At 57.5% G+C, this 25993-nt stretch carries 24 protein-coding genes and 3 pseudogenes; 16 read left to right on the forward strand and 11 right to left on the reverse strand.

Annotated features, from left to right (window positions below; all coding sequences use genetic code 11):
* Positions 1–562: 562 nt before the first annotated feature.
* Positions 563–2173 (forward strand): carboxylesterase family protein, encoded by a 1611-nt coding sequence (locus WDN46_19585; GenBank protein ID MEJ0095521.1) that lies wholly within the window; start codon positions 563–565, stop codon positions 2171–2173.
* A 113-nt stretch (positions 2174–2286) separates the two neighbouring features.
* Here the strand turns inward: WDN46_19585 and WDN46_19590 are convergent, their stop codons facing one another.
* Positions 2287–2475, reverse strand: a complete 189-nt coding sequence (locus WDN46_19590) for a hypothetical protein (protein ID MEJ0095522.1) — start codon at positions 2473–2475, stop codon at positions 2287–2289.
* A gap of 46 nt (positions 2476–2521) precedes the next feature.
* Here WDN46_19590 and WDN46_19595 point away from each other — a divergent pair, with 46 nt between their 5' ends.
* Complete coding sequence (locus WDN46_19595) at positions 2522–3043, forward strand: hypothetical protein (protein ID MEJ0095523.1); 522 nt, start codon at positions 2522–2524, stop codon at positions 3041–3043.
* A gap of 2 nt (positions 3044–3045) precedes the next feature.
* On the forward strand, positions 3046–3417 hold the full coding sequence (locus tag WDN46_19600) for a hypothetical protein (protein MEJ0095524.1): 372 nt from the start codon (positions 3046–3048) through the stop codon (positions 3415–3417).
* Positions 3418–3821: 404 nt separating this feature from the next.
* On the opposite strand, the gene WDN46_19605 is transcribed toward WDN46_19600, so the two are convergent.
* A protein-coding gene (locus WDN46_19605) for an IS3 family transposase (protein ID MEJ0095525.1) occupies positions 3822–4990 on the reverse strand; the annotation gives its coding sequence in 2 pieces (ribosomal slippage) (positions 3822–4726 and positions 4726–4990; 1170 coding nt in all).
* Positions 4991–5574: 584 nt separating this feature from the next.
* On the opposite strand from WDN46_19605, the gene WDN46_19610 reads away from it, so the two are divergent.
* Positions 5575–6291 (forward strand): Pr6Pr family membrane protein, encoded by a 717-nt coding sequence (locus tag WDN46_19610; GenBank protein ID MEJ0095526.1) that lies wholly within the window; start codon positions 5575–5577, stop codon positions 6289–6291.
* 336 nt (positions 6292–6627) lie between these two features.
* The gene (locus WDN46_19615) at positions 6628–6957 is read left to right on the forward strand and encodes a hypothetical protein (GenBank protein MEJ0095527.1); all 330 of its coding nucleotides are present in this window, start codon (positions 6628–6630) and stop codon (positions 6955–6957) included.
* A gap of 970 nt (positions 6958–7927) precedes the next feature.
* Here WDN46_19615 and WDN46_19620 read toward each other — a convergent pair.
* Positions 7928–8377, reverse strand: a complete 450-nt coding sequence (locus WDN46_19620; GenBank protein MEJ0095528.1) for a hypothetical protein — start codon at positions 8375–8377, stop codon at positions 7928–7930.
* On the reverse strand, positions 8337–9413 hold the full coding sequence (locus WDN46_19625) for a site-specific integrase (GenBank protein ID MEJ0095529.1): 1077 nt from the start codon (positions 9411–9413) through the stop codon (positions 8337–8339). Before WDN46_19625 ends, WDN46_19620 begins: the two co-directional genes overlap by 41 nt.
* 665 nt (positions 9414–10078) lie before the next feature.
* Here WDN46_19625 and WDN46_19630 point away from each other — a divergent pair.
* Both WDN46_19630 and ppk2 read left to right on the forward strand, forming a co-directional pair.
* A complete protein-coding gene (locus WDN46_19630) occupies positions 10079–10555 on the forward strand; it encodes a hypothetical protein (protein MEJ0095530.1) in 477 nt (158 codons plus the stop codon).
* Positions 10556–10564: 9 nt separating this feature from the next.
* Positions 10565–11380, forward strand: coding sequence for a polyphosphate kinase 2 (ppk2, locus tag WDN46_19635; protein ID MEJ0095531.1), 816 nt, complete (start codon positions 10565–10567; stop codon positions 11378–11380).
* A 439-nt stretch (positions 11381–11819) separates the two neighbouring features.
* Here the strand turns inward: ppk2 and WDN46_19640 are convergent, their stop codons facing one another.
* From WDN46_19640 to WDN46_19655, 4 genes and pseudogenes are all read right to left on the reverse strand, one after another.
* Positions 11820–12440: an acyl-homoserine-lactone synthase gene (locus WDN46_19640; GenBank protein ID MEJ0095532.1), complete on the reverse strand. Its 621-nt coding sequence runs from the start codon at positions 12438–12440 to the stop codon at positions 11820–11822.
* Between the two features lie 307 nt (positions 12441–12747).
* The gene (locus WDN46_19645; GenBank protein ID MEJ0095533.1) at positions 12748–13482 is read right to left on the reverse strand and encodes an autoinducer binding domain-containing protein; all 735 of its coding nucleotides are present in this window, start codon (positions 13480–13482) and stop codon (positions 12748–12750) included.
* A 251-nt stretch (positions 13483–13733) separates the two neighbouring features.
* Positions 13734–14012 carry a helix-turn-helix transcriptional regulator gene (locus WDN46_19650; GenBank protein ID MEJ0095534.1) on the reverse strand — a complete coding sequence of 93 codons (279 nt, stop codon included), beginning with the start codon at positions 14010–14012 and terminating at the stop codon, positions 13734–13736.
* Between the two features lie 18 nt (positions 14013–14030).
* Positions 14031–14366 (reverse strand): annotated as a pseudogene (locus WDN46_19655) (autoinducer binding domain-containing protein).
* Here WDN46_19655 and WDN46_19660 point away from each other — a divergent pair.
* Positions 14340–14465 (forward strand): hypothetical protein, encoded by a 126-nt coding sequence (locus tag WDN46_19660; protein ID MEJ0095535.1) that lies wholly within the window; start codon positions 14340–14342, stop codon positions 14463–14465. The pseudogene WDN46_19655 and the gene WDN46_19660 overlap by 27 nt on opposite strands.
* Before the next feature lie 433 nt (positions 14466–14898).
* The gene (locus tag WDN46_19665; protein MEJ0095536.1) at positions 14899–15489 is read left to right on the forward strand and encodes a TetR/AcrR family transcriptional regulator; all 591 of its coding nucleotides are present in this window, start codon (positions 14899–14901) and stop codon (positions 15487–15489) included.
* A 62-nt stretch (positions 15490–15551) separates the two neighbouring features.
* Here the strand turns inward: WDN46_19665 and WDN46_19670 are convergent.
* A pseudogene (locus WDN46_19670) lies at positions 15552–16318 on the reverse strand (IS5 family transposase).
* A gap of 459 nt (positions 16319–16777) precedes the next feature.
* Between WDN46_19670 and WDN46_19675 the strand changes: the two are divergent.
* From WDN46_19675 to WDN46_19695, 5 genes and pseudogenes are all read left to right on the forward strand, one after another.
* Positions 16778–18013: a polysaccharide biosynthesis/export family protein gene (locus tag WDN46_19675; GenBank protein MEJ0095537.1), complete on the forward strand. Its 1236-nt coding sequence runs from the start codon at positions 16778–16780 to the stop codon at positions 18011–18013.
* Positions 18014–18455: 442 nt separating this feature from the next.
* Entirely contained in the window at positions 18456–18737 is a 282-nt protein-coding gene (locus WDN46_19680; protein MEJ0095538.1) for an SOS response-associated peptidase family protein, read from the forward strand.
* Positions 18738–18815: 78 nt separating this feature from the next.
* Positions 18816–18953 (forward strand): annotated as a pseudogene (locus WDN46_19685) (transposase).
* Complete coding sequence (locus WDN46_19690) at positions 18920–19543, forward strand: IS5 family transposase (protein MEJ0095539.1); 624 nt, start codon at positions 18920–18922, stop codon at positions 19541–19543. Before WDN46_19685 ends, WDN46_19690 begins: the two are co-directional and overlap by 34 nt.
* The gene (locus WDN46_19695) at positions 19540–20073 is read left to right on the forward strand and encodes an SOS response-associated peptidase (protein MEJ0095540.1); all 534 of its coding nucleotides are present in this window, start codon (positions 19540–19542) and stop codon (positions 20071–20073) included. The genes WDN46_19690 and WDN46_19695 overlap by 4 nt, the downstream gene beginning before the upstream one ends.
* Before the next feature lie 430 nt (positions 20074–20503).
* Here the strand turns inward: WDN46_19695 and WDN46_19700 are convergent, their stop codons facing one another.
* Positions 20504–20770 carry a hypothetical protein gene (locus tag WDN46_19700; protein ID MEJ0095541.1) on the reverse strand — a complete coding sequence of 89 codons (267 nt, stop codon included), beginning with the start codon at positions 20768–20770 and terminating at the stop codon, positions 20504–20506.
* A 210-nt stretch (positions 20771–20980) separates the two neighbouring features.
* Between WDN46_19700 and scpA the strand changes: the two genes are divergently transcribed.
* A complete protein-coding gene (gene scpA, locus WDN46_19705; GenBank protein MEJ0095542.1) occupies positions 20981–23134 on the forward strand; it encodes a methylmalonyl-CoA mutase in 2154 nt (717 codons plus the stop codon).
* 137 nt (positions 23135–23271) lie between these two features.
* On the forward strand, positions 23272–25245 hold the full coding sequence (locus tag WDN46_19710) for an elongation factor G (GenBank protein ID MEJ0095543.1): 1974 nt from the start codon (positions 23272–23274) through the stop codon (positions 25243–25245).
* On the opposite strand, the gene otsB is transcribed toward WDN46_19710, so the two are convergent.
* On the reverse strand, positions 25242–25991 hold the full coding sequence (gene otsB / locus WDN46_19715) for a trehalose-phosphatase (protein MEJ0095544.1): 750 nt from the start codon (positions 25989–25991) through the stop codon (positions 25242–25244). The genes WDN46_19710 and otsB overlap by 4 nt on opposite strands.
* Between the last annotated feature and the right edge of the window lie 2 nt (positions 25992–25993).

The raw sequence follows: 25993 nt of genomic DNA on the forward strand, positions 1-25993 counted from the left end.
TTGTTTTTGGCCTTCTGTCGATCCCGCTCCGCCGCCGTGAAAATAATCGCGCTCGGCAGTGAACAAGAATCCAAGCCTATGAATCGCCGTGATCAGCTCGTCAGAAGCCTTAGAGAGCGGACTGTCGAGCTTTAAGTAGCTGGTTGCTCGGATAACGGCGTGCCAGCATTCGCGCAGCTGCTGCGGCGTCCGGCGCCTGAGGGTAACTCAACTTTCGATCTCACCTCGGCATCCAAGCCTCATCGACAACGCTTCCGCTTCGTTCTATGTCCGAATGGTGGAGCTTGTCGAGTCCGGGTTTCTGCCCAACTTGGGCAGAAAGGTATTGGGCGCCAATCGAATTTGGAAAGTTGCAAAAACTGCGACTTTCCAGAATCGATGTGAATTCGGGATAAGTTGGCAAGAAATTGAAAACCGAAGCAAACCCTGGGGGCTAGTCGCCTCACAGATAAACTGTTGAAAGTTGCGACAGCCGTAACCTTGATGCTGGATCGCTGACATCAAGTGGTAGCTCAGGTTCCGTAGTTTTCTTTTATTGTGTAGTCGGAACTGGGCCTCTGCAATGAGCACTAAAAAACCAAAAGTTGGAAAATTCCTGACACGAATACAAATGCTGGCGTTCGCAGTGATTGCCGCGATGGCGACCACGACAGTTTCTCACGCGGAGGAGGTCTACGCGACCAGTGAGCACGGGCGCGTGGTAGGCCTGAAGACCGCGGTTGACAATCAATTCCTCGGCATCCGCTACGCTCAACCTCCGGTGGGAAACCTCCGCTGGCGTCCGCCCGCGCCGCTGCCCCCTTCTCAGGCGACGATTGCGGCTCAAGCCTTTGGCAACCATTGCCCACAGCTTGCCTCCCCCTTTGGCGTTGAAAGCATAACGGAAGACTGCCTTTTCCTGAATGTTTTTACGCCGCTGCGAAAAGAAGGGGATCGTCACAGCGTGCCTGTAATGGTCTGGATCCATGGTGGCGCATTCGTAGCCGGTGAAAGTGACGATTTCGATCCGGCAAGGCTTGTAGAACAGGGGGTCGTTGTCGTCACGATCAATTTCCGACTCGGCGCACTCGGCTTCCTGGCCCAGCCGGCGTTGGATGCGGAGGGGCACGCGGCTATAAATTATGGTCTACTCGACCAACAGGCGGCCCTACGCTGGGTGCGCGAGAATATTGCCGGGTTCGGTGGCGACCCGCGCAACGTGACGCTTTTCGGCGAATCATCCGGAGGGTTGAGCGTGCTGTCCAATCTCGTCTCTCCGGCCGCTGCAGGACTGTTCGACCAGGCCATTGTTGAAAGCGGCGCGTATGGTTTGATCTTGCCGACGCGCGCGCAGGCCGAGGCCCTAGGCTCTGCCATTGCCGCTCAGGCTGGTTGCCCTGACCAAACAAGTGCATGTCTGCGTAGCCTCTCAGTTTCACAATTGCTTGCCAACCAAGGACCTGGAACAGCCACCACTATCGTGGACGGCACGATCTTGCCCCGGTCAATCGATGTTGGGCTGCGTGACGGCATCTTCAACCGGGTGCCTCTGCTGATCGGTTCAAATCATGACGAGGGTCGACTGTTCGTCGCCACAGGGTTTGACTTAGTTGCGGGCCCGTTGACAGCATCGCAATACCCGACGGTTATCGCGGACACATTTGGAAGCGTAGCCAACGACGTTCTTGCCGAGTACCCGCTCTCCGCCTTCCCTAGCGCGGACCTCGCCCTAGCGACGATCGAGACCGATGCGATCTTCTCCTGCAACACTATCCGGGCCGGCCGATTGGCATCGGAATTCGTCAAAGTCTTCGCCTATGAATTTAACGACGAGAACGCGCCACAGCTGCTACTTCCGCCGGTGAGCTTTCCTTACGGCGCGACCCATGCCAGTGAACTTCCGTTTCTGTTCGATAGGTTCACTCAGCCCGGCAATCGCACAGCTCCTTCAGCATTGTCCGCCCCGGAGCAAACCCTCGCGACATCGATGGTCAGCTATTGGACGAATTTCGCGATTCATGGCGACCCGACTGGCCCCGGCGTACGACCCTGGGTGGGCACACGGCCTTTTGATGCGATCCAATCATTCATACCTCCACTGCCTCGATCGGAATCGGAACAGACGGTCACAACTGATCACAAGTGTCGATTCTGGCAGCCAATCATCAGCAAACAGCCTATCCCGCTCCCATAGCGCTCTTGACACGCTGTGGCCCGGACGTCCGCTCTTCCTTAGTCTCACACCGTAAACCTTTGGGAGTGGCCAACTTGGCCATTCCTTGCATGTCGCCAACTTGTCGACTTACGCTACGCGACCCAGGGATAGGTTGGACAGCTTGGGTCATGCGGCATCACCGTAATGAAACCCTTAACCGCTTCTTCAAACGTTACGTAAGTGAAGTGCCGCTCGTCGGCGCGGACGGTAGCCCCGGCAAGCTTCGTCCGGCCAAACCATATAATCGACGCCGCTACCGCTGATGGCGCCTCACTGGCCACGACTGGCGCCAGCGCTTCGTTTCAGCATGCCCCCATATCACCAGAATTGCTGCGCTTGATTGATAATTATAGCGCTGCATATGCCGCTTATAACGCCTCACACGACTTGCGCGACAAATGTCTCACTCAATATCACGCGATCCGGCCCGTTAATCGGCTCACAAAGAGCGTAGAAGAAAGCATCAAAGACGCCGATTGGAGCGCTCATTTATATGGCCGCATGATAGAGATTCCCGAGCTAGACCGCTATGCCTCTCCGACGCGGCTGAAGCAGCTTAATTCCACTCTGAAAGCCATCAAGAGAGAGGCTCGCCACACCATCGAGGCGATCGCGGCGGCAGATTTAGACGCGCGGAAATCTTCGGGCCTTGAAGATGCCGAAGCGGCGACGCAGGCCGCAAGCGATGCTGAGCAAGCCGCGCTTTTAGCATTGTGCGCCTACCGCTGCAAAACTCTCGAGGAAGCAAGACTCAAGGCTGACCACCTCTCCGTCGATGCCATCGCATCTGGCGCCAGCGATGATTTCGTGGCGGCACTCCTTGAATCGCTGCGCGACATGGAGGCCTGACCATGGCTCACAATTCATCCCGCCATACGGTGCCTGCCGATATTCCGGTTACCGCGCTCGCAGCCGATGGTTTGGCGACTTTAGCGGTTGGCGCCGACGCTGAACTGCTTGAACTCGGTGCGCGCCACGATGCAGCGCGTGCGATACTCGACGAATTTAATAAAACGCCGGATGACTACCCCGATGATTACGAGTTTCCCGACACTCCGATTGTGAGGAAAATCGCCCTTATTCGAGCAACCACCGCCGCCGGCTTGAAAATAAAGGCCCGCGCTCTCTTTTGCGAAATGGGCTGGCTGACATTGGACGACGATGACGATGACACACAGACTGCAATCGCACGTTCTCTCATCCGCGATATCGTCGCCCTTTGAGCACTGAATTTGTCTGCCGCTTCACCGCACGTTATGGGCGCGCGTTCGGATTTCGGTCGTCATCGACTTATTGGTCTTGGCCTCTCGGATCGACCTCGAAAGGACGGGCAGCTGGCGGTAAGGCAGCGGCTGCGGGGCGAGGCACGAGTGAAGCCATCAGGTACCCGCTTCGACGGAGTTGGAAGTATAAGATCTTCCTCTATTGGCCGCTCGCAGCCAGCACCACCCTCGGGAAGTGTAAAGCGGCGAAAATAGCTAATCCACCCCCTGCAAAGACAACAGCCAGTATAGCAAAAATCCGCGACAATTTTTGCATGCATACATCCTTTTAGCTTCTGAAGAGTTGAAATCTTCAAGGCGAGAACCCCCGTGGCCTGCCCCCATGGGGTGATCCAGTTTGAATGTTAGTGCATTGTCGGCCCTGGCGCTATTGCTGGCGTGGCGGGCGAAGCTGGTCCGGATTGCGAAGCCGGCCATTGCAGGGTCTTCGGGGCTGGCGGCTTGTAGCCCAGCGATGAGTGCGGGCGCACGGTGTTGTAGTGGCGTCGCCATCGCTCAATGACGACCTTCGCCTCCTTGAGAGTGTAGAAGATTTCACCATTCAAAAGCTCGTCGCGCAGCTTCGAGTTGAAGCTCTCGCAATAGCCGTTCTCCCAGGGACTGCCCGGCATGATGTAGGCGGTCTTCGCGCCGACGGCGGCAATCCAGTCACGCAACGCCTTGGCGATGAACTCCGGGCCGTTGTCGGAACGAATGTGGATCGGAACCCCTCGCAAGATGAAGAGGTCCGAGAGAACGTCGATGACGTCCGCTGCCTTCAGCTGCCGGTTAATCCTGATCGCGATGCATTCGCGGGTAAATTCGTCGATGATATTCAGCATGCGATATTTCCTGCCATCATGAGTGCGGTCCTCGACGAAGTCATAGGACCAGACGTGGTTGGGGCATTGCGGGCGCAGCCGGACGCACGAGCCGTCATTGAGCCAGAGACGCCCGCGCTTGGGTTGTCTGGCCGGAACTTTCAGCCCCTCGCGTCGCCAGATCCGCTCGACCCGTTTGACGTTGACCTTCCAGCCTCGCTCCCACAACATCGCCGTGATGCGGCGGTAGCCATAGCGGCCGTACTGGATGGCGAGCGCCGTGATGTCGGCGATCAATGCCGCTTCGTCATCGGGCTTGGTCGGAACCTTGCGCTGCGTGGAGCGATGCTGACCGAGAACCCGGCAAGCGAACCGCTCGGAAACGCCATGTTCGGCGATCACATGCTCCACGCAGGCGCGACGACGCGCGGAGCTCAGAAGTTTCCCGAGGCAGCCTCTTTCAGGATCAGCTTCTCAAGCGTCAAATCGGACACCGCTCGACGGAGCCGCGTATTCTCCGCCTCCAGCTCCTTCAGCCGCTTCACCTGATCGCCCTTCAGGCCGCCGTATTCCGACCGCCATCGATAGTATGTAACTTCCGTCACCCCTATCGAGCGGATCGCCTCCGCGACCGGTCGCCCTTGCGCGCTAAGCACTTCGACTTGCCGTAGCTTCGCGACGATCTCTTCCGCCTTCTGTCTTTTCCTCGGCATTGCGCAGTCCTCCATCAGGCTCATAAGCCCATACTTCACGGAGGATCACTTTTCAGGGGGCAGACCACCCGCCGGGGATTTTAGGGACGGCGGGGGTAGCCAAGCTACCGGATCACGATCGTTGGACCTTGGAGATATTCTCATCAAAACTTCAAGGGGGTGGCGAAACGGTCCGGCTCCCCACGCGGGCATGGGGCCCCGCGTCTTTTGGCCAGGCAAGACCTGCTGAAGCTTCGCCGGCCAAAATCGGTCATGTCGATAACTTACATGCCGCTTGTTACGTGACGATTTGAAGGTTGTTGCGGGTGTAATGAGCCGCGGACCATCTCACGGATCGCCAAAGAAGATGAGATCCCCGCCCAGCGCGAAGAGACGCGGCGGGAGCAGCCAGACAGAAGCTACCGGATTTGCATCCTATGTACACTATAACGTTACGGACGTCTTAAAATTTCGCTGGTTAGAAATAAAACTGTATTCTGATTGGTTTATGAGGGGAACATTAAGGTGGTTGGCCAGTGTCTTTAACCGTTGAGACATGAGTCGCCGATCAATCGTGAAGAGTTCAGAGATCTGATGAAGATCGCATGGGTGCTTCACGGAGGTCAGCTTTACGCTCATGGGAGACACCCGTAATAACGCTTTCGTCCACGCTTCACCGGATTTACGCAGGCGCCCTTGCCGTCATCGCGTGGCTGGGTCTTGGCGCTCAAGTCGCTCAGAGCACCGAGGACGCTTTGTCGGAACATGCTTCGATAGCGACGCAGCTTGTCGATCAGTTCAGTCGTTTCTCGATCCAAACCACTACGCTCGTGGCGCTGGTCGCGACCATCGCGTTTATACGGCCTCGGACCAAGTCTTTGCTGTTGAGGCCAAGCGTGCAAGCGGCGCTGGTCGTTTATGTCGCCGTCGTCGGCGTAGTTTTTGAGGTGCTGCTTCGGTCCGACGCACCAGGCCTGCAACTCGTCGACCGGGTTTTCCACGGGGTGATTCCGATTCTCTACCTGGTATATTGGTTGATATTCGCGCCCAAAGGGAATCTGTCGATGCTCGATCCCGCGCTGTGGCTAATTTATCCGCTTCTCTTTTTTGCCTATACGATGGTCCGCGGTGAGATCTTCGGCGTTTATCTTCGGCGCATCCAAGAAATCATCAAACACGGATATGGGGAATTTTTTACCGATGCGCTCGCTTTCTTTGCGGCGTTTCTCGCAATCGGTTTTATCCTCGTTGCGATCGATCAAGCGTTGGGCGAATGGCAAAGTCGACGCCAGGGCGAGCGAGGCAGAATCTCCGAATCGTGAGAGACCGATCACTCTTCCGCGATATAAGGTTTCACAGCCCTTTATCGTCTTTATTGTCATGCGACTGTCATAGTCCTAGCCATAAACTATGGGGGTCGGCGTAGGCGTCGCCAATACGGACTAGCGCCGCACTCAGCTGAACTAGACCAGTACATGGTTGTTCTGCAGGCGAGGTATAGGCCGTACTGAACAAATCAGACTCCCAAAGTAAAATAAATATTCGCTTTTGCATGCACCCAGGAACTAGGGCGCTGCTTTTCACGCCCGCGGCAATCTGTCATATTGTATGATAATTGCATATCGATTCTTGGCGCTGCGGAAGGCGGTAACTGGCTTGTGGAGGCCAAAATGAAGACATGGATTATAGGCTTAAGGATCGCCTCGATATTCTTTTACGGTTTTAGCGTTGCCACGGCGCTGTGGCTCTTTGTATTGTGCTCGAGGCGGGACGATCCGATCCCATGGTTAGATCCGGTTTGGATTGGCGCAGGCGTCCTGTCCCTGCTCTTGGCCTTCTGCGCTGAAAAGATGGAACAGAGAATCGCTGGCAACGGCCAGGACGAACAGCCTGTTGAATCGAAAACCGCTTTATTCGCTAGATTCACAGGCCGCCGCGGCGAAAGTAGTTCGGATGCAGCCTCTCCCCACGCCACCCCTGCGGAATAAATGCAGTCGCGCGGTGATCAAAAAAAGCCCGGCGCTGAGCCGGGCTATTAGTTGAAGAAACGGGGAAGGAACCGCAACGCGGTCTTTGACCAGGAGCTTCCTGACATTGGGAAAGCAAGAACCGAGCCATGTTAAAGATGCCAGCGCACAAACGATGACTTTGATGCGAGTTGACCCTACATCCCTGGCGACCGGATATAGGACTTCTAAGGTTGTTGGCAGCGCCGTCGTGAACGAGGCCGACCAAAACGTAGGAACGATCGACGATTTAATCGTCACCCCCAGCTGTATACCCAATTTTTCATGGTTCCCCTTGTCGCTCGACAACTCCGCCACCCCGCCGGCTCCTGCCGCTAGAACGGGGCAGCTACAGATGCGCGATTCGCACTGGCCGAAAGGGCGTGCGGCTGGCGGTAACGTTCAGCGACGCGCAGTCGATTACTCACGATCGGCTTATTGGTCCTGGCCTTTCGAATCACCAGATGAGCTACCGTGGCCGAGTCTGTTAGGCGAAGGCAGCCCGTCTTGAACCTCGGCGTTTCCGGCTCCTCCGGACTCTTTGGAGCCAGTAGCTGGGTGATAGTCGCCCTTTTGACCACCTTCATCCATGGTTTGCCCAGTTCGATTTGTATCATTGCCTCGCGCGAGAGCGATCGGTGCGAACGCAAGCATGGCTGAACACAGCGTCGCGGTGAAATTCATCTTTTCCTCCCAGGTCGTTTGACATAACCGCCAACCGCCCGAAGTGTTCGATGATTTGATCTGTGATACCCTGAACTATGTGAGCGTGCCCGCAGTTCGTTTCCGGTTGTGGACGCCTGTTGGTCACCCGCTATCAGGCGGGGTCCTTTGGTGCTCCCCACGTGTTAACCGCGCCGTGGAACAGGCAAGTATTTGTCGCCTAACTCGTTGATTTCAATGGTGCTGCGAGACAGGATTGAACTGTCGACCTCTCCATTACCAATGGAGGTTAGGGCTTCTGAAGGGAATACATTTCAGCACGCCCTTCTAGGACATACCAACAGTCGGCCAGCAGTCCTGTCTTCTTTTCGACGCCAAGAACGCGGATGACGTCTGCGCCTTGCCCGTAAGCGGCTATCTGCAAATCCGGTATCAGGCTCGAGGCCGAGGGTTCTGCCTCCGTGAAGTATCGATGGCAACGCCGGGCGGACACGCCGCCGAGGTCTCGCGCTCCCAGAGGCGCGCTATCGACAACATCTACAGCCTTCAGAGCCGCGCGACGCACCGACAGCGAACCAGTGGAAGGATCAATGAAGTTCGCCTCGGTGCCGCCGCCGCCAGGCGAGACGCAGGCCGCAGTCGCGAGCATGGAGACGAGGAGCGCGGGGCATTTCATCCACTTTAATTCACGCAACCCATTAACCAGCGCTGCGGCCGCCGCCTTGGACTGTAATTTCATTACCCTGTTTGGATTTTTCATTGGCGTTCTCTGTGAGGTCTGGAGCGGTGCGCCGGATCGTATCGGCGACATAGGACGGCGCGAGGTGCGCGTAGTGCATCTCAACCATCCGGGTGCCGGAATGGCCGAGTGCCTCCGCCACGACAATCAGCGGCGCGCCGGCCCTGACCATTGTGCTGGCGTATGAGTGGCGCAGTTCGTGAAGCGTTATGTCATTGAGTTCGGCTCGCGCGACGGCCGCCTTAAACTCTCGATGGTAGGCTGCGGGCTTCCATCTGCCGTCAACGTGACGAAGCAAAGGGTCTGTCCTGTCTCTGTCGGCCGAAAGCCGAGTGAAAAGCGCGACGCACCCGGCCGTCAGCGGGATATGACGCGCCTTGCCGCTCTTGCTCTCGGCGATAAAGACCGATGCGTTGACGGGGTCGAAGTCGCGGACAGATAGCCGCGCAAGCTCCCCAAAACGCGCTCCAGTCATGAGGGCCGCGGCGATCAGATCGCGCAATTCGCCCTCCGCGTTGTCGACAAGGACTTGCTGTTCAGCCGAGGTCAGAAACCGAATACGGGACGAGGTCGTGCTTCGGTATGGTTTGACGAGGCGCCACGCGCTGTCGTCATCGACTAGCCTGTGATCGAACGCCCAATTGAGAGCTGCCTTCAGAGTTGTAAGCGTCCGGTTCGCAGTGTCGCGCCGTCGGCGTGCGGTCTCAGGGTCCGAAAGATCAACCGTGCGAGTGTTGGTTTTCGTCGCGAATTTGCCGGTACGAAGCGTCTTTGGCGCCGCAACCATGCTGTCGCGCCACTTTCGCACCTGATCGACGGTAAGCTCGGCGACAAGCGACTTCCCAAGCTTTGGCAGGATGTGCACGCCGGCGCGCGACTTGGCGTCATAGATCGACTTCATGCCGGAGGCGGCTCGAGCGTCGAAATATTGATCGAGGACGCCGGCGACGGTCAGTCCGGCGGCAGTCGGACCGCCAGCGCGCAATTTCTTAAGCCAGAGGCGCGCCGCGTCTTTTGCCTGTTCGCAGGAAAGCACGCGCTTTCCATCTGCTGGCAGAAGGTCATCCGCTCGCCCAAGCTTAACTTGCTTTCTATCGCCGTCAGCGCCGCGGCCGGCGGCAAGCCATGTTCCGCCGCGCCCTTGCGTCCCGCGCCCGCGACGATACCCAAGGCGAAGACCTGGGCTGATCACCTCCCATTGTGGGGCGTCGGAAGCAGGCAGGGCGCACCGGCTGGCACGACTGCTGAAAGCGCTTTGGCGGGCCAAGCGATGACCTCAAAGAATCGTTGCAAAAATCGTTGCTATGTTTTGTACCAAACAACCTGATACGAACCTGGACAGTGTGACACAAATCCATTATCTTGCAATGGGTTAATACGGTATCACACGGGAGCATCCGATGGCAGTAATCGCCCTCTCACGGCGAAAACAGGGGTTCGATTTCCCTAGGGAGCGCCAGCAAGATCAGGTAGTTAGCGCATAAGCGCGGCTAATCTGACCGTCTATACGGAAAATATACCGAAAAGCCGCTCCGGAACAGATGCCGTTTTCCACACGGATCAGGCCGATTCATCCAGAGCCTGATCCTGAAAACCGCGCAGCTTTCGGACTGAAGGACTTAGATACGCAATGAGCTATTGATGCGGACCGGGCGGGGGATTAGACTCGGACGGTTCCGGCCCCCTATCGCGAGTTTGATCATGAGCGAGAAGGAAACTTCGGCTTCGCCGCACGGTTGGGGCGATGAGGCCTTCATATCGGTGACTGACCTCAAAGCCTATGTCGTTGAAGTCGAATCCGCCAAGGCCTCGCAATCTTACGCCGCTGTCGAAGGGGCGGCGAAGGCCAAGAAAGATTTGATCGAAAAGCTATTGCAGCCAATCGACATCACGCCCGACAGGGTTCACGCTTTTATGAATCGCCTGCGACTTGCCGCGGAGCGCGGCGAAGGCGAGATGCTGGTCATCAGATTCCCCTCCGAACTTTGCACTGATCACGGGCGCGCCATCAACAACTCCGAAGAAGAGTGGCCCGACACTTTGGTTGGAGCGCCGCGTCAGTTTTACGAAGTCTGGAGAGAGAAACTGCAGCCTTTGGGCTATAGGCTGAAGGCTTTGGTTGTCGATTGGCCGAGTGGATTCCCCGGAGACATCGGCATCTTTCTCGCTTGGGAATGAAGGCGAGCCATGACGATAGGCGAGAAGGACATCGAGCCGGACGAGCGCGGCGGCAAGTTGAAACGCAAGGAATATGAGCGCGAGTTGGCGACGCTGTCAGTCGAGATGGTCAAGCTTCAAGAATGGGTTAAGCGTGAAGGCAAGAAAATCTGCATCGTTTTTGAAGGACGCGACGGCGCGGGTAAGGGCGGCGTGATCAAAGCGATGACTGAACGCGTGAGCCCACGCACGTTTAAGGTTATCGCTCTACCCGCGCCGACCGAGCGCGAAAAATCCCAGATGTATATCCAACGTTATCTTCCCCACTTGCCGGCGGCCTCGGAAGTCGTGATCTTCGACCGCAGTTGGTACAATCGGGCAGGCGTCGAGCGGGTCATGGAATTTACGCCGAAGGATCAGGTCGATCAATTTTTGGCCATCACGCCCGGCGTCGAGAAAGCAATCGTGCAATCGGGGGTCATCCTCCTTAAGTACTGGCTGGAGGTCAGCGAGAAAGAGCAAACAAAACGTCTCGCAGCTCGCATCTCGGACGGCAGAAAAATTTGGAAACTCTCCGATATGGATCTCAAATCCTATGGCCGCTGGTTTGATTATTCGAGAGCGCGCGATGACATGCTCCTCGCGACCGACACCCCTTGGGCGCCGTGGTTCCTCGCCCACTCAGACGATAAGAAGCGGACGCGCCTCAACATCATCAAGGATGTGCTGAACCGCATCCCCTATGAGGATCTTCCGCAAAAGGAAATCAAACTACCGGATCGCCAGCGTCCCGAGGGATATGAAGAGCCGAAATATCCGTTCAAATGGGTGCCGGAGACGTTCTGAGCAGAGATTCGACCAGGCCACGCGGTCATTACGGGTCGCGCGGCCAGTTTTAATGTCGAAAGGCAATTGCAGCGCCGCGTTCACACTGGCCAACCAAATTGGAGGCCCACATGTCGCCCAGCGCTGCAACGAGATCCCCGAACGCTACACGAGGACCAAATCTGCCGACGAAATCCTCTCGTCCGTCAAAATGCTTCCGCCAAAAGAACCAAACAGGCCTTACGCAGCGAACTTCATCTGACGATAATCAGAGCTTGATTGAATTGATGATGCCTTCGTTCTGTTTGTTTTTGCTTCGGCCGATGTGATTCAAACGAAAGGTCTGCGCCTTTTCGCGATCACGCATTATCGCGTCCGGTTCTAGGCCACGCGGTCTGACGACCGCGCGGCGTCAATCTCAACCGTTTCAAATTCATCAAGAGAAAGCCTCGCCGGCCGGTTATTCCGCCGCCACTGCGACTGGGTGCGGTACATCGTGCAGCCCCGTAGCTTTTCGGACCGAAGCCTCAAGCTCAGGGGAGATGTCCCACAGGCCAAAATGCAATGATCCGTGTTCTGGGCTCCGATGACGGCCGAGAATGAGGTGAGAAATGCCACACTTCTTGAAGGTGCGCGCCATCGGCGCCTCATAAATCGCGGTCATCTGCGAGATGCCGTATTCAAGTCCAAAAAGGCAGATTCCAAGAAGCACTTCGCACGCTGCGCGCGATGCGCCGTTTGGCTGAAGGCGGCGATCGTATGGCACGACGAAGCGGGTGCCTTCCCAGATCGTCGGAGAACGAACGGTCAACCCGGGGAACATATCCTTGAAAGCGCTGACCGCCATATGATCGGTCGTCGTGCTGAGCATTCTCACCGAGCCGGCAAGGGAGCCGTCAGGCAGAAGGCTGCAAATATAGACGGCGTCGTCGCGATCAAACTCGTCTATTTCGAACTCTTCTTCGGTGGGTTGAAGCTCCCATTGCTTCTGATCAATGAACACCGACTTGCGATGGCGAAACATCGATTTGAAAAGTTCGGGTCGTTCAGATCTTTCGTAGCCGTGAACAATTTCTAACATCTAGGGCCTCCTTTTGTGGGGTGCCCTAATTTCGTACGTAGCAAACTTTAATGATATCCCCTCAATCGGGGATAGCGCGGCTCCGCCGTTCGCCCCATTTTAAATGGTTCTCTGCGCCCCGAACGGCTTGCTCGGATGCGACGCGCGGAAAACCGCGCCTAAAACCCGGCGAATCCTCGCGTAGTTTGGCGCCGGATCCCTCGACGCGATCACGCCAAATTATTTTCGACAAACAAGGGAATAGCACCGAACCGCCGCATGATCAATAACAATTATTGATATTTATCATTTTCTGGCGAAATATCGGTCACTGGATCAAACCAGCCCGAATCGCCTTGGTGACGGCGTGGACGCGATTGAGAGCCTGAAGCTTGAAGCGCGCTGAATCGAGATGGGCCTTCACCGTTTCCTGGGAAATCCGCATCAAAATTGCAATATCGGCCAAAGTCTTTCCTTCGGCCGACCATTCAAGCGCTTCTATCTCCCTCTTGGTGATAGCGTTAAGGTCGACCTGCACATCCTCAGCATGCAAACCGTACGCGCGCTGGTGGACATAATGTGCCACATGCACAAGGTCTTTAACGAGTTCGTACCGGCGCATCGCCCAAGCGTTGTCGGTTTCGTTCGAAGTGGCGATAAATAAAGCCCATAGGCCGTTTGTCGGACCACGCACAGGAATTGTCAGCCCCTGATGGCCGACGCCGGCATCTTTCGCTTCGGCGAATAACCGCTGCACCTTCTTTTCGACCCGCGGAAGCCTCGCCCAATCCATCGGCAACACGGAGCGTGCGCCGAGATTGAATACGGGATCAATGGCCGCGTAACCTTCGGCTCTGTAATGGTCCGCCCAATCTTCCGTATAAGTCATGGCGAGAAACGGATTCGCAATACTTCGTCCACGGAACGAGGGACACAGATAGGTGATGTTGGTGAGTTCGTAGCGCTGACGAATAAAATCAATGAATCCGTCGAGAGTTCGATCCGAGAGATCTGCTTCCAGTTGCAGCATCGTCCGAATATCGACGTCATCGAGACTCGCCATTGAAACCTCTCCGTCCCGCGGGCCTAAAACTTGATCGAACAGGCCCTTAAGCCTTCGCCGGAGCGGTAGGCTAACCCCAATTTTCTTAGTTGAAAATAGGACCAATATTTAATTATGCAATTATCTTCTGCATAAAGTCTAGCTCTCAAATATTCTGAAACTCCCCGATGGCTTTTTGAGCCTAGGGCGTCACAGTATTTCCGATGTCGTCAACTATACTGTTAACAATTCACAGATGTCATTTCGCCGCATTAACGGATCAGGCCGGCTTGAAGCGCTTTGGATACGGCGTGGACGCGATTGAGCGCCCGCAGTTTGAATCGAGCCGTATCGATGCGCGCCTTAACGGTCTCTGCTGAAACGCGCATTAGAATTGCCATTTCCGACAGGTTTTTTTCTTCTGAGCACAATTCGAGCGCTTCGACTTCTTGGTCGGTGATGACGTCGAAATCGTCGGACGAATTTTTTTCAGCATGTAGCTGGCAGGCTCGTTGATGGACATAATTGGCGAGACGCACAAGGTCTTTCACGAGCTGATAACGGCGTCTTGCCCAATCAATATCGCTTTCATTTGACGTAACGCTGAAAAGCGCCCAAACGTCGTTTGTCGGCCCCCGAACGGGAATCGTGAGGCCCTGTCGTTCGGGATAAGCCTCTTTAGCTCCAAATATGGGCAAAACGTTCCTTTTGCGCTTGGGTAGTCGCGCCCAATCAACTGGAAGCACCGAGCGCGCCCCAATATTGAATAGCGGGTCGATGAATTCCTTGTAATACTCGAACCAAGCGCCGCCAACCGTCGGGAGTATAAACGGGCTAGCCAGGGAGCAGCCGGGAAAAGTGGGACATTGGTAGGAAACGTGAGCAAGACCATAGTGTCGCCGAATAAACTCGAGGAATTCGTCGAGGGTTTGATCGGAGAGGTCGGCCTCAAGCCGAAGCAGCGTTCCAATATCCATATCGTCGAGATTTACCATCTCATCTGACCCTTTCGCCAATGCCTATTTAGTACGCGGCGGCAGGAAAAATGCCAGCAAAAAAAGACAACCCATTTCCGTACAATCAGGAGGCGACCACGCCCTTAACGCCAAGCCCAAGCAGCAATAAAGATAGTATCAACGGAGGGGGCGCAGGAAACGAGATCCGAGGCCCGGCTCTATACATCTATTATACAACTCTATATGATTCGCTTGACCTTTTGGATGGGATCGCCATCAAATCTGCAGTAATTGCTTAACGGAGCGACTCACGCGGCTGAAGAAGACCAGAACGCAATTGATCTATTAAGAGGCGACGCGCAAACTGCGAGACTGGATTGAGTTTCAACTTTATAGAAGCGGTAAAACATACTCATATGGGTGAAGCATTAGCGACCAAAGCGCAGTATGACCTTCCCTGTCATTTTTGGATAGCGGTAGAATGAAAATTATCAGTGAAAATGGGGAAAACGACACTCACTTCGGCATTATCGAGGTGGCGGAGCGGCTGTTTGGACAGATTGGTTTTCAGAAAACGACGGTCGCCGATATCGCCCGCGAATTACATATGTCGCCCGCTAACGTCTATCGATTTTTCTCGGCCAAAGCCGAAATCAATGAAGCGGTTGCTCGCCGGCTACTTTACGAAGTCGAGGTCGCGGTTGACGGAGTCGCAAAGTCGTCGGGGCCCGCTGGCACAAAACTGCGCAACGCCATCGCAGCCATCGAGAGGATGAACGCCCAGCGATTCATGTCCAACCGGAAATTGCACGAATTGGTTGAAACGGCCTTTAATGAGAATTGGCCGATCATCCGCGAACATCTCGAAAAAATAAACACGATTATAACGCAAATTATTGCTCAAGGGATCGCCGACAAGGAGTTTCGAGCCGGCGACGCCGAGCTCTCAGCGATTCTGGTGCGCAGCGCGTGCATCCGATTCTGCCATCCGCGCCTCATGGTGGAATGCGCTCAAGATCCTGAGCCGACCATCGACCAAATGCTTGATTTCTGTCTCATCGCGCTGAAATGAAGATCAATTGGAGCCAAGGCGACTTGTCCGCCGCGGCGCGTAGCCTAGGCAGTAGTGACGAATTACCTGAGCATGATAGCAATAGCGGCGAGCAATACGAAGCCTCGGTAGTTTGCGAGGAGCTTGTCGTATCGGGTTGCGACGCGCCGGAACTGCTTCAGTTTATTGAAGAAACGCTCGACGAGATTGCGCTCCTTGTAGAGCGCCTTGTCGTAGGGGAGCGGCGCGCGGCGATTGGATTTTGATGGGATCACCGGCTCAGCCTCACGCATAAGAACAGCCTTGCGCAAGTGATTGGCGTCATAACCTTTATCGGCGATGATCGCATCGGCCGCAAAGCCTTCGATCAGGGCGTGCGCTTTTGTGATGTCGTTGCGCTGCCCAGGTCCGAGAAGGAGCCGAACGGGGTTGCCGAGCGCGTCTGTCGCGGCGTGGATTTTGGTGCTCAAACCACCGCGAGAGCGGCCCAGGCCATGGGCATCCGCCCCCCTTTGGCGATCCTTGCGCCGGCCGCGTGCTGATGGGCGCGCACGATTGTTGAGTCGATCATCAGCCATTCGAGATCGGCCTCGGCGGTGAATGCCTCAAGAAATCCGTCCAAGGCGCCGCGCTCGATCCAGCGATAGTAGCGGCGTTTCACCGCCTGATGGTCGCCGAAGCGTTCGGGCAGATCGCGCCAGCGGCCGCCCGAGCGGGCCATCCATAACAGCGCGTCGACGAAGCGTCGATTGTCGCAGCGCGGCCCGCGCTGGCCGGCTCTTCCGCCTGGCACAAGATCACAAAGCCGCTCCCATTGATCGTCTCGCAGCGCATCGACATCCCGAATCATCAAGGCTGATCTCCAAAAATCAGCCTTGAATCATGGAAAGATCCTCGCGAGAATCCCCCAAACGCCGAATTCGTCACAACGGCCTAATCTAGCTCATCCGCTTTGAGCCTCCCGCGCGTCAAAGATTTGCCCTCCAAGCGCGAATCAAATGGCCGCCGCAGTGCCCGGCTGAAATTAGTGCGACTCAGCCTCCATCTGTCGGCATTCAGCTCAAGCCATGCTTGACTTTGCTCGCGTGCGGCCTTGGGCCTCCGCAAGATTAAAGTCCGATTTTGGCTGGCGCCCCCCAAAACATCACGGATAGCTCACCTCCAGATTCGGAGACCCCATGAGCGCTGTGTTAAATATGTAACTGCCTCCTCGATAGTGCCTTTACCCAACGAAACTTCGGCAAGTTCTTCTAGCTCTTGCGCGGCCCACAGGATATCTCTCGGGATAAGGGGAAGAAGGATAACGTTCATGGTGGCTTCTCGGTCGGGCAGTATTGCCTTTTTTGCCATGGCTCTGTTGAGCGCCGGGGGGTGTTCGTTTTTTCCGATCGACGGCCCAACGTCGGTTGATGTGCTCAGTCAGAAATCTGAGACCATCCCTTATGCCTTGGTCAAGGTCACGCCCGAGACGATCGACGTGCTCCAAGCCTATGAGCCAAAAGGCCTCGCCGGAGCTTTTATCGATCGCCGCCCATCCGCAAATATCAAGTTCGGCATCGGAGATATCGTCTCCACCACAATCTTTGAGGCGACGGCTGGCGGTTTGTTCATCCCGCTCGACGCTGGCGCGCGTCCGGGCAATTTCGTAACGCTGCCGGATCAGGCCGTCGACGACAACGGCAACATCAGCATTCCTTTCGCGGGAACGATTCGGGCTGCAGGCCGCACCAATGTTCAGGTTCAGAACGAGATCGTAGAGAAGATCAAGAATCGCGCGATCGAACCGCAAGTCATCGTCTCTCTGTCGCAGCAGCGGACCTCGCTCATCAGCGTCGTCGGCGAAGTCAACACGCCGCTTCGGTTTGCAGTTCCGGCCAGCGGAGCGGGCGACCGCGTTCTTGACGCGATCACGCGGGCGGGCGGCATTAAGGACCAAGGCTACGCAACCTGGGTTATGCTCGAGCGCGAAGGGCGTCGCGCCACGGTGCCGTTCGAGAATCTTGTGATGGATCCGGCGAATAATATTTATATCCAGCCGGGCGATCGGATCTACGTTTATCAGGAACAGCAGAAGTTCATCGTATTCGGCGCTGGCGGGCAGCCGACCCTTGCTGGTTCGCAAGGAGAATTTACTTTCGACGCTTGGCGCATCAACCTCGCCGAGGGCGTCGCAAAGGCTGGGGGCTTGAACGATGCCGCCGCGGATCCCGGCAATGTCTTTCTATATCGGAGAGAGCCGAAAGAAGTTGCAAAACTGCTTGGCGCTGATGTGACTCGCTTTAGCGGAGATCTCGTTCCGGTCATTTTCACGGTCAGCTTTCGTGATCCCGGCGGATATTTCCTCGCTACAAGGATGCAGATGCGCAACGGCGATGTCATTTTCGTGCCAAATGCGGCTTCCGTGGACGCTTCGAAGTTCTTCAACTTCGTGACCACCGTGACGACTGCGGCGAATGGCGTGACGACCGGAATTGTGGGAGTGCCGACTGCTTCGGCCGCGGTGCATGGCCACGTGTTGGCCGGTGCGGTGGTCACCGGTCAATAAGCGACCCCAAAGGGACGCCTCTGACAGGATAGTCCGGCGCTCCTTGGATCTGAATGCGAAGCGTGCTCAGCGCGATTCGCATTCTAAATTTTCGCCGCTCAGCTTGCTTTTCGAACGACGAGAAGAGTTGTCGCTGCGCTTCATGAACAAAACATCGCGCCCCCTCGATCGAATAGACCTTGGAAGCGATTTCGGCTCGGGCCGGAGCGTCGGCTAGGTTCGCCATAGGGCGCATTTGATTTCGGCAAAAAGGTTTGCACCAGCCGCTCCCGCTCAACACATTAGTCGCCCGCAAAAAAAACGATTGGATCCCGAACCTAGAACATGATCCTAGAAAAATTGTAGGCTTTCTGGACTGGGTCATCCGTTGAAACCAGGGATTATGGGCGGGGTCCGATCCAGGCTCAAGCGGTCATGCTCTAGCGCCAACGGGAAAGCCTTCATGTGCGGGCGTTACGCCATCACCCTACCGCCGGACGCGGTGCGGCGTTTTTTCCGCTATGTCGAGCGGCCCAATTTTCCGCCGAGATACAATGTCGCGCCGACGGAGCCAGTCCCGATTGTTCGCGCGAGGCTTAATTCGACGCGGGAGGCGAGGCGCCATTTCGATCTTGTCCGTTGGGGATTTACGCCGCAATTCGTCAAGGAGCCGAAGCAATTTCCGCTCATCGTTAACGCGCGCAGCGAAACGCTCGCGATCAAAGCTAGGCTCAGGACCTATTAAATTTGCCTGAGATGTGATTCCTGGTCTCCGCATGGGGAGGCTGGGATGAGTGATTTGTTTTTGTTGGGCGAGCGGCAGATGGCGCGGCTTGCGCCGCATTTTCCTCTGTCGCATGGCGTTCCGCGGGTTGACGACCGTCGGGTGGTCAGCGGAATCGTCTATGTGATCCGCAACGGCCTGCAATGGAAAGATGCGCCCAAGGATTACGGGCCGCACAAGACGCTTTACAATCGCTTCATCCGCTGGAGCCGGCTCGGCGTCTTCGACCGCATATTCGCCGCGCTCGCTGGCGAAGGTCCAAAGCCCGAGCGCATCATGATCGACGCCACGCATCTGAAGGCGCATCGCACAGCGGCGAGCCTGCTCAAAAAGGGGCTCTTCCCCGCCGTATCGGGCGCACGAAAGGCGGACTGAACTCGAAGCTCCACGTCGTTTGCGACGGCGCCGGCAAGCCCCTCGTCATGTTGCTCTCGGAGGGCCAGATGAGCGACCACAAGGGCGCGCGGCTGATGCTCAAGGCTTTACCGCCCGCTTCAATGTTGATCGCCGACAGGGGCTACGACAGCAACTGGTTCCGCGCCGCGCTGAAGGCCAGGGGCGTCGAGCCCTGCATCCCGCCAACCAGAAGCCGCAAGCTTCCCATTGCCTATGACAAGACGCTCTACCGCCAGCGTCACAAAATCGAGAACATGTTCGCCAAGCTCAAGGACTGGCGGCGCATCGCAACCCGCTATGATCGATGCGCCCACACCTTCTTCTCCGCCATCTGCATCGCAGCCGCCGTCCTCTTCTATCTCAATCAATGAGTCCTGAGCCTAGCTTCCGGGCCGCCTTTAGACGCCGCCGCTGCCTTTTCATCGCCGATGCTTTTTACGAATGGCGGCGCGAGCCGAAAAGCCAAACCGCAGCAAAAGCGGCCGTCCAACCGTATCTCTTTCGCCGCCGCGACGGGGAGCCGCTGGCTCTCGCCGGCCTTTGGGAAACCTGGACAGGCCCCAATGGCGAGGAGTTGGACACCGCCTGCATCATCACCACGGCGGCCAATGGCGCAACCGCGTGCATTCACGATCGCCTTCCCGCGATCATTGAGCCGGCGTCATTCGATGTCTGGTTCGATCCAGACGAGACCACCACGGACCTAGCCTTCGGTCTGCTGCAGCCGCCCGAAAACGAGGCTTTGGAGTTTTTCGAGATCAGCTCTGCGATAAACAAGGCCGGCAACGATTCGCCAGAGGTGCAAAAGCCAATCGGGCCACTGGATTCGATCGGGAGCGCCGTCCCGATGAAGGACGAGGAGCCGGATTTGTCGAAACCGGCGCAGGGAAGTTTGTTTTGATCATGGAGCAGATTAAGGGCCGCTGCGCGACGGGCGCTCACACGCCTTGCCAGCCCTATGATAGCGAACCGAAGCAATAACCGCCTCAAGGCAAGCGCATTGTCGAAGTCGTGAAGGAACGCACTTTCCCCGTTGACGTCTTTATAGCGGCGCTTCGGGCGCACTCCAAGCCCAGTATGGGGACGGGGGAAGCATGAGAATCAAATCTCGTTGTGCGAGCCTGATCGCCATGGGTTCCCTTGTGGCCATTGCCGCCCCGCGCCCGTGGCGGCCCAGACGGCTACCGGACCTACGACGCAGCCCATTTTGGGCCATGACCTGGGGACGAACTGGGAATTGTCAGCGGCCTTCCTGGCGGAGGCGTTCCCCGACATTCATTTTCTCGATCAATCGAGTCGGATGGCAGTGACCCCTTTGTGAGCCGTCAAACCTATCTGCACGTCACGCCGCTGACGTTTCGCAGAGCGCCGCAAATTGTTGTCGCGTGCTGCTCATCTATGACCTGGCGTGAAATTGTTTCGGAGCCATAGCGTCCGAGAACCGGCGCCGTGGCCTTGCCAGCTTCCTGCGCCGTGGGCGCGTCGCGACTGCCGCTTTGGATTAACGATGGCGTCGAGGAAAACAACGGTTCGCCACTTGCAGCGTGGCCCCCGACCGCCACCGCCGCACCCAACGCCAAGAGGCGCAATCTCTTCATGAGCATGAATCCCACCGCTCCAGTATCCAATCTCCTGCTTAACATGCCGCGCCTTCGACAAGAAAAACAAGCGATGCCAAATCTTTTCGGGCGGAATTTTTGCGGTCGCGAAGACATTTTCTGATGGCTATGACGGGAACGGTGGCGAGTTGAAAAATTGCATCCTATAGTTCGCTCGGTCGCTGCCTCGCTTGTCGTCGGGAGGAGCCTTTGAGCCGCATCCCCGATTTTTCCGAACTCGCCTTCGGCCCGGCGGCGCCCGAACCTACGACGGTTGCCGGGAAAAATTGGCTGACCGCCGCGGTCAAGCCGGTCTACAGCGCCGAAGACCTTGAGGGGCTGAATTGGCTGGATACGTTCCCCGGCTTGCCGCCCTATCTGCGCGGCCCCTACCCGACGATGTATGTCGAACAGCCCTGGACCATCCGCCAATATGCAGGCTTTTCGACGCCAGAAGAGACCAACGCCTTCTATCGACGCAATCTCGCCGCCGGACAAATGGGCCTCTCCGTCGCCTTCGATCTGCCTACCCATCGCGGCTATGATTCCGATCATCCGCGCGTCGCCGCCGACGTTGGCATGGCGGGAGTCGCAATCGATTCGATTCTCGATATGCGCACGCTTTTTGCGGGCATTCCCCTCGACAAAATGTCAGTCTCGATGACGATGAACGGCGCGGTTCTGCCAATTCTCGCGTTGTTTATAGTCGCCGCTGAAGAACAGGGCGTCCCCTGCTCCAAGCTCACCGGCACAATTCAGAACGATATTCTCAAAGAGTTCATGGTGCGCAACACCTATATCTATCCGCCAGAGCCATCGCTGCGCATTACATCGGATATTTTCGCCTATACAGCGAAACACATGCCAAAGTTCAATTCGATCTCGATTTCCGGCTATCACATGCAGGAGGCGGGAGCTTCCGCCGATCTTGAGCTCGCTTATACGCTGGCGGACGGCGTCGATTATATCCGGGCGGGGCTGAAAGCTGGCCTTGGCATCGATGAATTTGCGCCCCGCCTCTCATTTTTCTTCGGCGTCTCGATGAATTTCTTCATGGAGATCGCAAAATTCCGCGCCGCGCGCCTGCTCTGGGCGCAACTCGTCAAAAGCTTCAATCCAGCCAATGAAAAATCCCTCGCGTTGCGCACCCATGCGCAGACCTCCGGCTGGTCGCTGACCGCACAAGACGCCTTCAACAATATCGTCCGCACTCAGATCGAAGCGATGGCGGCGACGCAAGGGCATGCGCAATCGCTGCACACTAACGCGCTGGACGAAGCGCTGGCGCTGCCGACCGATTTTTCGGCCCGCATCGCCCGCAACACTCAGCTCTTTCTGCAGCAGGAAAGCGGAACGACGCGGATCATCGACCCTTGGGGCGGCTCCTATTATGTCGAGCGCCTCACCGCAGATCTCGCAACCAAGGCCATGGCTCATATCGCCGAGGTCGAGGCGATCGGCGGCATGGTGAAGGCGATCGAGGCAGGCATTCCCAAATTGCGCATTGAAGAAGCCGCCGCGCGGACGCAGGCGCGGATCGACAGCGGCGCGCAAGCGGTGATCGGGGTCAATCGCTACAGGCTGGAGCGTGAGGATGACATCAACATCCTGCAAGTCATAACCAGCGAAGTGCGCGCGCGCCAGATCGAGAAGCTCGAACGTCTAAGAGCCGGGCGCGATGGCGCGAAACTCGCAGAAAAACTTGATGCTCTGACGGAAGGCGCAAAGACGGGCGCCAATCTTCTGGAGCTTGCGGTGGAGGCCGCGAGGACGCGAGCGAGCGTTGGCGAAATCTCTTTCGCGCTCGAAAAGGCTTTTGGCCGCCACAGCGCAAAGAGCGCGCTCGCCTCGGGCGTCTATGCGCGCGAGGCCGGCAAGGACGCGCCGGCGATTGCAGAGGTGAAAAACCTGGTTGCGGCATTCACGGAGAATGAAGGCCGCAGCCCGCATATTCTCGTCGCGAAAATCGGCCAGGACGGCCATGACCGCGGCCAAAAGGTCATCGCCTCGGCGCTCGCAGACTTGGGCTTCGACGTCGATATCGGGCCTCTGTTCGCGACGCCGGAAGAGGTCGCTCGTCAGGCCGTGAGGCTGAATGTTCACGCGATCGGCCTGTCTTCGCTCGCCGCGGGGCATTTGGCGCTGACGCCGCAACTGCGCGCAGCGCTAGAGCGCGAGGGACGCGGCGACATCCTGATCGTTGTTGGCGGCGTGATCCCGCCGCAAGATTTTTCGGCGCTATTTGACGCCGGAGCCGAGGCTATATTTCCGACTGGAACGGCGATCCCGGCAGCCGCCGCGCGGCTGCTCGATGTGTTGAACGGACATCTTGGCTACCGCCAAAGGCAACTGGCGGGAACTTGACGCCAGCAGGGCTAGCGGGCGTCAGCCGCCCGCCCCTCTGCAAATTGACAAATGGCGGGATCGTCTCAAAATGCCCGCTAGTTCTATCTCCATCAGTTGCGCGACGGCCCGCCGACAATGGATGAAGGAGCGCCAGCATGACAGGACCTTCTCCACAAGGCTCCGCGGCGGGACCCCGCTCAATTGCTCTTATCGGCCCCTATGGAAGCGGCAAGTCGACTTTGTTCGATGCGCTGATGGCTGTCGCTGGCTCGCCGGTGAGGCGGCCAGGCGATGTTCGCGCTCGCGGCCGCACCACCGAGTTGCGGCTTGGTCATTGCACATTCCTCGGCGATCGCTGGTCGATTCTAGATTGTCCCGGATCGGTCGAATTTGCGTTTGAGACCATTAGCGCGCTGATGGCGGTCGATCTCGCCGTCGTCGTTTGCGAGCCTTCCGGCGATCGCATCTCCAGTTTGCCGCTGTTGATGAAATCGCTCGAAAACTACGAGATTCCGCATCTCATCTTCGTCAACAAGATCGACACCTTCGACGGATCCGTCCGCGACATCGTCGCAGCGCTTCAGCCTCATTCAAAATTGCCGCTTCTGGCGCGACAGATTCCTATCCGCGAAGGCGACGCCGTCATTGGCTGCGTCGATGTCGTAAGCGAGCGCGCCTACCGCTACGGCGCGACGGAAAGCGCTGAGCGGATCGAGCTGCCGTCAAATATGCGCGAATCCGAGCAGGAGGCTCTGACCGGACTGACCGAGGTGCTCGCGGACCAGGACGACGCCTTCATGGAGAAAATCCTCGAGGATGTGGCGCTGACGTCGGATGAGATCTACCAGGAATTGCGCAAGGATCAGGCAAAAGGGGCGATCGTCGAAGTTCTGCTCGGCGCGGCGAGCCGGGGGGATGGCGTTTTGCGCCTCTGGAAAGCTTTGCGGCATGATGCGCCTTGCTGCCATGTGACCGCTGATCGGCGCGGCGTTGCGACAGGCGACCAGCCGCTGGTTCAACTGTTCAAGACCGTTCAAGCCGGCAAGCTCTCCTTTGGCCGCATCTGGCGCGGCGTCTTGACCGACGGCGCAACTTTGGACGGCGTCCGCGTCAGCGGCATCCAGCGCTTTGTCGGCCTTGAGACCATCAGAGCCCAACAAGCCGATGCGGGGGAGCTGGTCGCCTTGGGTCGGCTTGACGGAGTGGCGACGGGACGGACGCTGTGCGCTGGCCGCGCAACTGAAACCCTGGTCTTCCCGGAACCGCCGGCGCCGGTCTATGCGCTGGCCATAGCGACAAAAGAGCGGAAAGACGACGTCAAGCTCTCCTCCGCATTGCACAAGCTTGTCGAGGATGACCCCTCGCTATCCGTCGAGCATGATCTCGAAACCGGCGATACGCTGCTGAAGGGCCAAGGCGAGATTCATCTCAATGTGGCGCTCGAACGCCTTGCCGCGATCTACAATATATCGGTTACGGTGCGTCCGCCCAAGATCCCCTATAAGGAGACGATCAAGCGGCCGATCTCCCAGCATTCCCGGCTAAAGCGCCAAACGGGAGGGCACGGCCAGTTCGCCGACGTCAAACTTGAGATCGAGCCGCGCGGCCGGGGCGAGGGCTTTCTCTTCGTCGACAAGATTGTCGGCGGCGCGGTGCCAAGGCAATATATTCCGGCCGTGAGCGAAGCCGCCGAGGAGGCGATGCAAAAAGGCCCGTTTGGCTATCCGGTCGTTGATGTCGGGGTGACGCTCGTCGACGGCACGTTCCACGCCGTCGACAGTTCGGATATGGCGTTCAAAAGCGCAACCCGAATGGCCATCACCGAGGCTCTCGCGAAGGCCGAGCCGATTCTGCTTGAGCCGATCGACCACGTGACGGTGAGCGTGCCCAATGCCTTCACCGCCGCGGCGCAACGTCTGCTCAGCGGACGCCGCGGCCAGATTCTCGGCTATATGGCGCAGCCGGGCGGCCTCGAATGGGACGACATCGAGGCGCTAACGCCTGCGGCGGAACTGCATGACTTCATCATCGAGCTGCGTTCGGAGACAATGGGGCTTGGCAGCTATCGCCGCCGGTTCGATCATTTGGCGGAGACGCATATCAAGCCCGACGGTCGAGCGGCTCGCTAAAGCTCTTCAAGCTCCTTGCGCAATTGCGCAGGATCGCTCAGCCAAAAGCGCGCCTCCGTCGCAGCCTGCGGCGCTCCGATCCGCGCCGAGATGCCGCCCCGCTCATTGACGAATGCGAACCCGCCTTCGTCAGTCAGATCGTCGCCGATGAAAACGGGCCTGCGTCCGATGAATGGCGGGCTCGCCAGCAAGGCGGCGATGGCGGTCGCCTTGGTGTGCGCGACCTGCTTCAGCTCCGCGACCATCTTCCCCGGCTGAACCGCAAGGTCGGGATTTTCCGCAAAAGGTTGCAGCGCCGCCAAAACCTTTGCCTCCAGCTCCGGCCTCTGCCGGAAATGCAGCGCCAGCGTGGCGCCCTTGTCCTCCAATATGAGGCCAGGGTGGGCTGCCGCAAATTCGCGTAATTTTGGCCGCGCGGCATCCATGACGCCGTCTTCGGCCGCGATGCGCGAGCCATCCGCAAATCGAATCTCGGCCCCGTGCAAGCCCGCCGCCGGCAAAACAATCGGCGCGAAAATACGGTCGAGATCGTCGATTTTGCGGCCGCTGACGAGAGCCAGCGCGCCATCGGCGGCGGCGCGGACCTTCGTCAACAGCGCGCGCAAAAACTCGTCGCTGACAACGTCGCCGGGCTGTGGCCTGATCTCAAGCAGCGTGCCGTCGACGTCGAGGAAATAGGCGGAGGTCGAGGGCGGCGCCAGCCTTGCCAATCCGCCGGCCGGCATCGCATAGGGAGGAGTAGCCAAAC

The organism is Methylocella sp. (genome assembly GCA_037200525.1).
In the GTDB taxonomy this organism is placed as follows: Bacteria; Pseudomonadota; Alphaproteobacteria; order Rhizobiales; family Beijerinckiaceae; genus Methylocapsa.

Coding starts and splice junctions, on each gene's coding strand:
- WDN46_19585 (MEJ0095521.1), top strand. CDS start 563: ATGAGCACTAAAAAACCAAAAGTTGGAAAATTCCTGACACGAATACAA.
- WDN46_19600 (MEJ0095524.1), top strand. CDS start 3,046: ATGGCTCACAATTCATCCCGCCATACGGTGCCTGCCGATATTCCGGTT.
- WDN46_19610 (MEJ0095526.1), top strand. CDS start 5,575: ATGGGTGCTTCACGGAGGTCAGCTTTACGCTCATGGGAGACACCCGTA.
- WDN46_19620 (MEJ0095528.1), bottom strand. CDS start 8,377: ATGAAATTACAGTCCAAGGCGGCGGCCGCAGCGCTGGTTAATGGGTTG.
- WDN46_19630 (MEJ0095530.1), top strand. CDS start 10,079: ATGAGCGAGAAGGAAACTTCGGCTTCGCCGCACGGTTGGGGCGATGAG.
- ppk2 (MEJ0095531.1), top strand. CDS start 10,565: ATGACGATAGGCGAGAAGGACATCGAGCCGGACGAGCGCGGCGGCAAG.
- WDN46_19640 (MEJ0095532.1), bottom strand. CDS start 12,440: ATGTTAGAAATTGTTCACGGCTACGAAAGATCTGAACGACCCGAACTT.
- WDN46_19645 (MEJ0095533.1), bottom strand. CDS start 13,482: ATGGCGAGTCTCGATGACGTCGATATTCGGACGATGCTGCAACTGGAA.
- WDN46_19665 (MEJ0095536.1), top strand. CDS start 14,899: ATGAAAATTATCAGTGAAAATGGGGAAAACGACACTCACTTCGGCATT.
- WDN46_19675 (MEJ0095537.1), top strand. CDS start 16,778: ATGGTGGCTTCTCGGTCGGGCAGTATTGCCTTTTTTGCCATGGCTCTG.
- WDN46_19680 (MEJ0095538.1), top strand. CDS start 18,456: ATGTGCGGGCGTTACGCCATCACCCTACCGCCGGACGCGGTGCGGCGT.
- WDN46_19690 (MEJ0095539.1), top strand. CDS start 18,920: ATGGAAAGATGCGCCCAAGGATTACGGGCCGCACAAGACGCTTTACAA.
- WDN46_19695 (MEJ0095540.1), top strand. CDS start 19,540: ATGAGTCCTGAGCCTAGCTTCCGGGCCGCCTTTAGACGCCGCCGCTGC.
- WDN46_19700 (MEJ0095541.1), bottom strand. CDS start 20,770: ATGAAGAGATTGCGCCTCTTGGCGTTGGGTGCGGCGGTGGCGGTCGGG.
- WDN46_19710 (MEJ0095543.1), top strand. CDS start 23,272: ATGACAGGACCTTCTCCACAAGGCTCCGCGGCGGGACCCCGCTCAATT.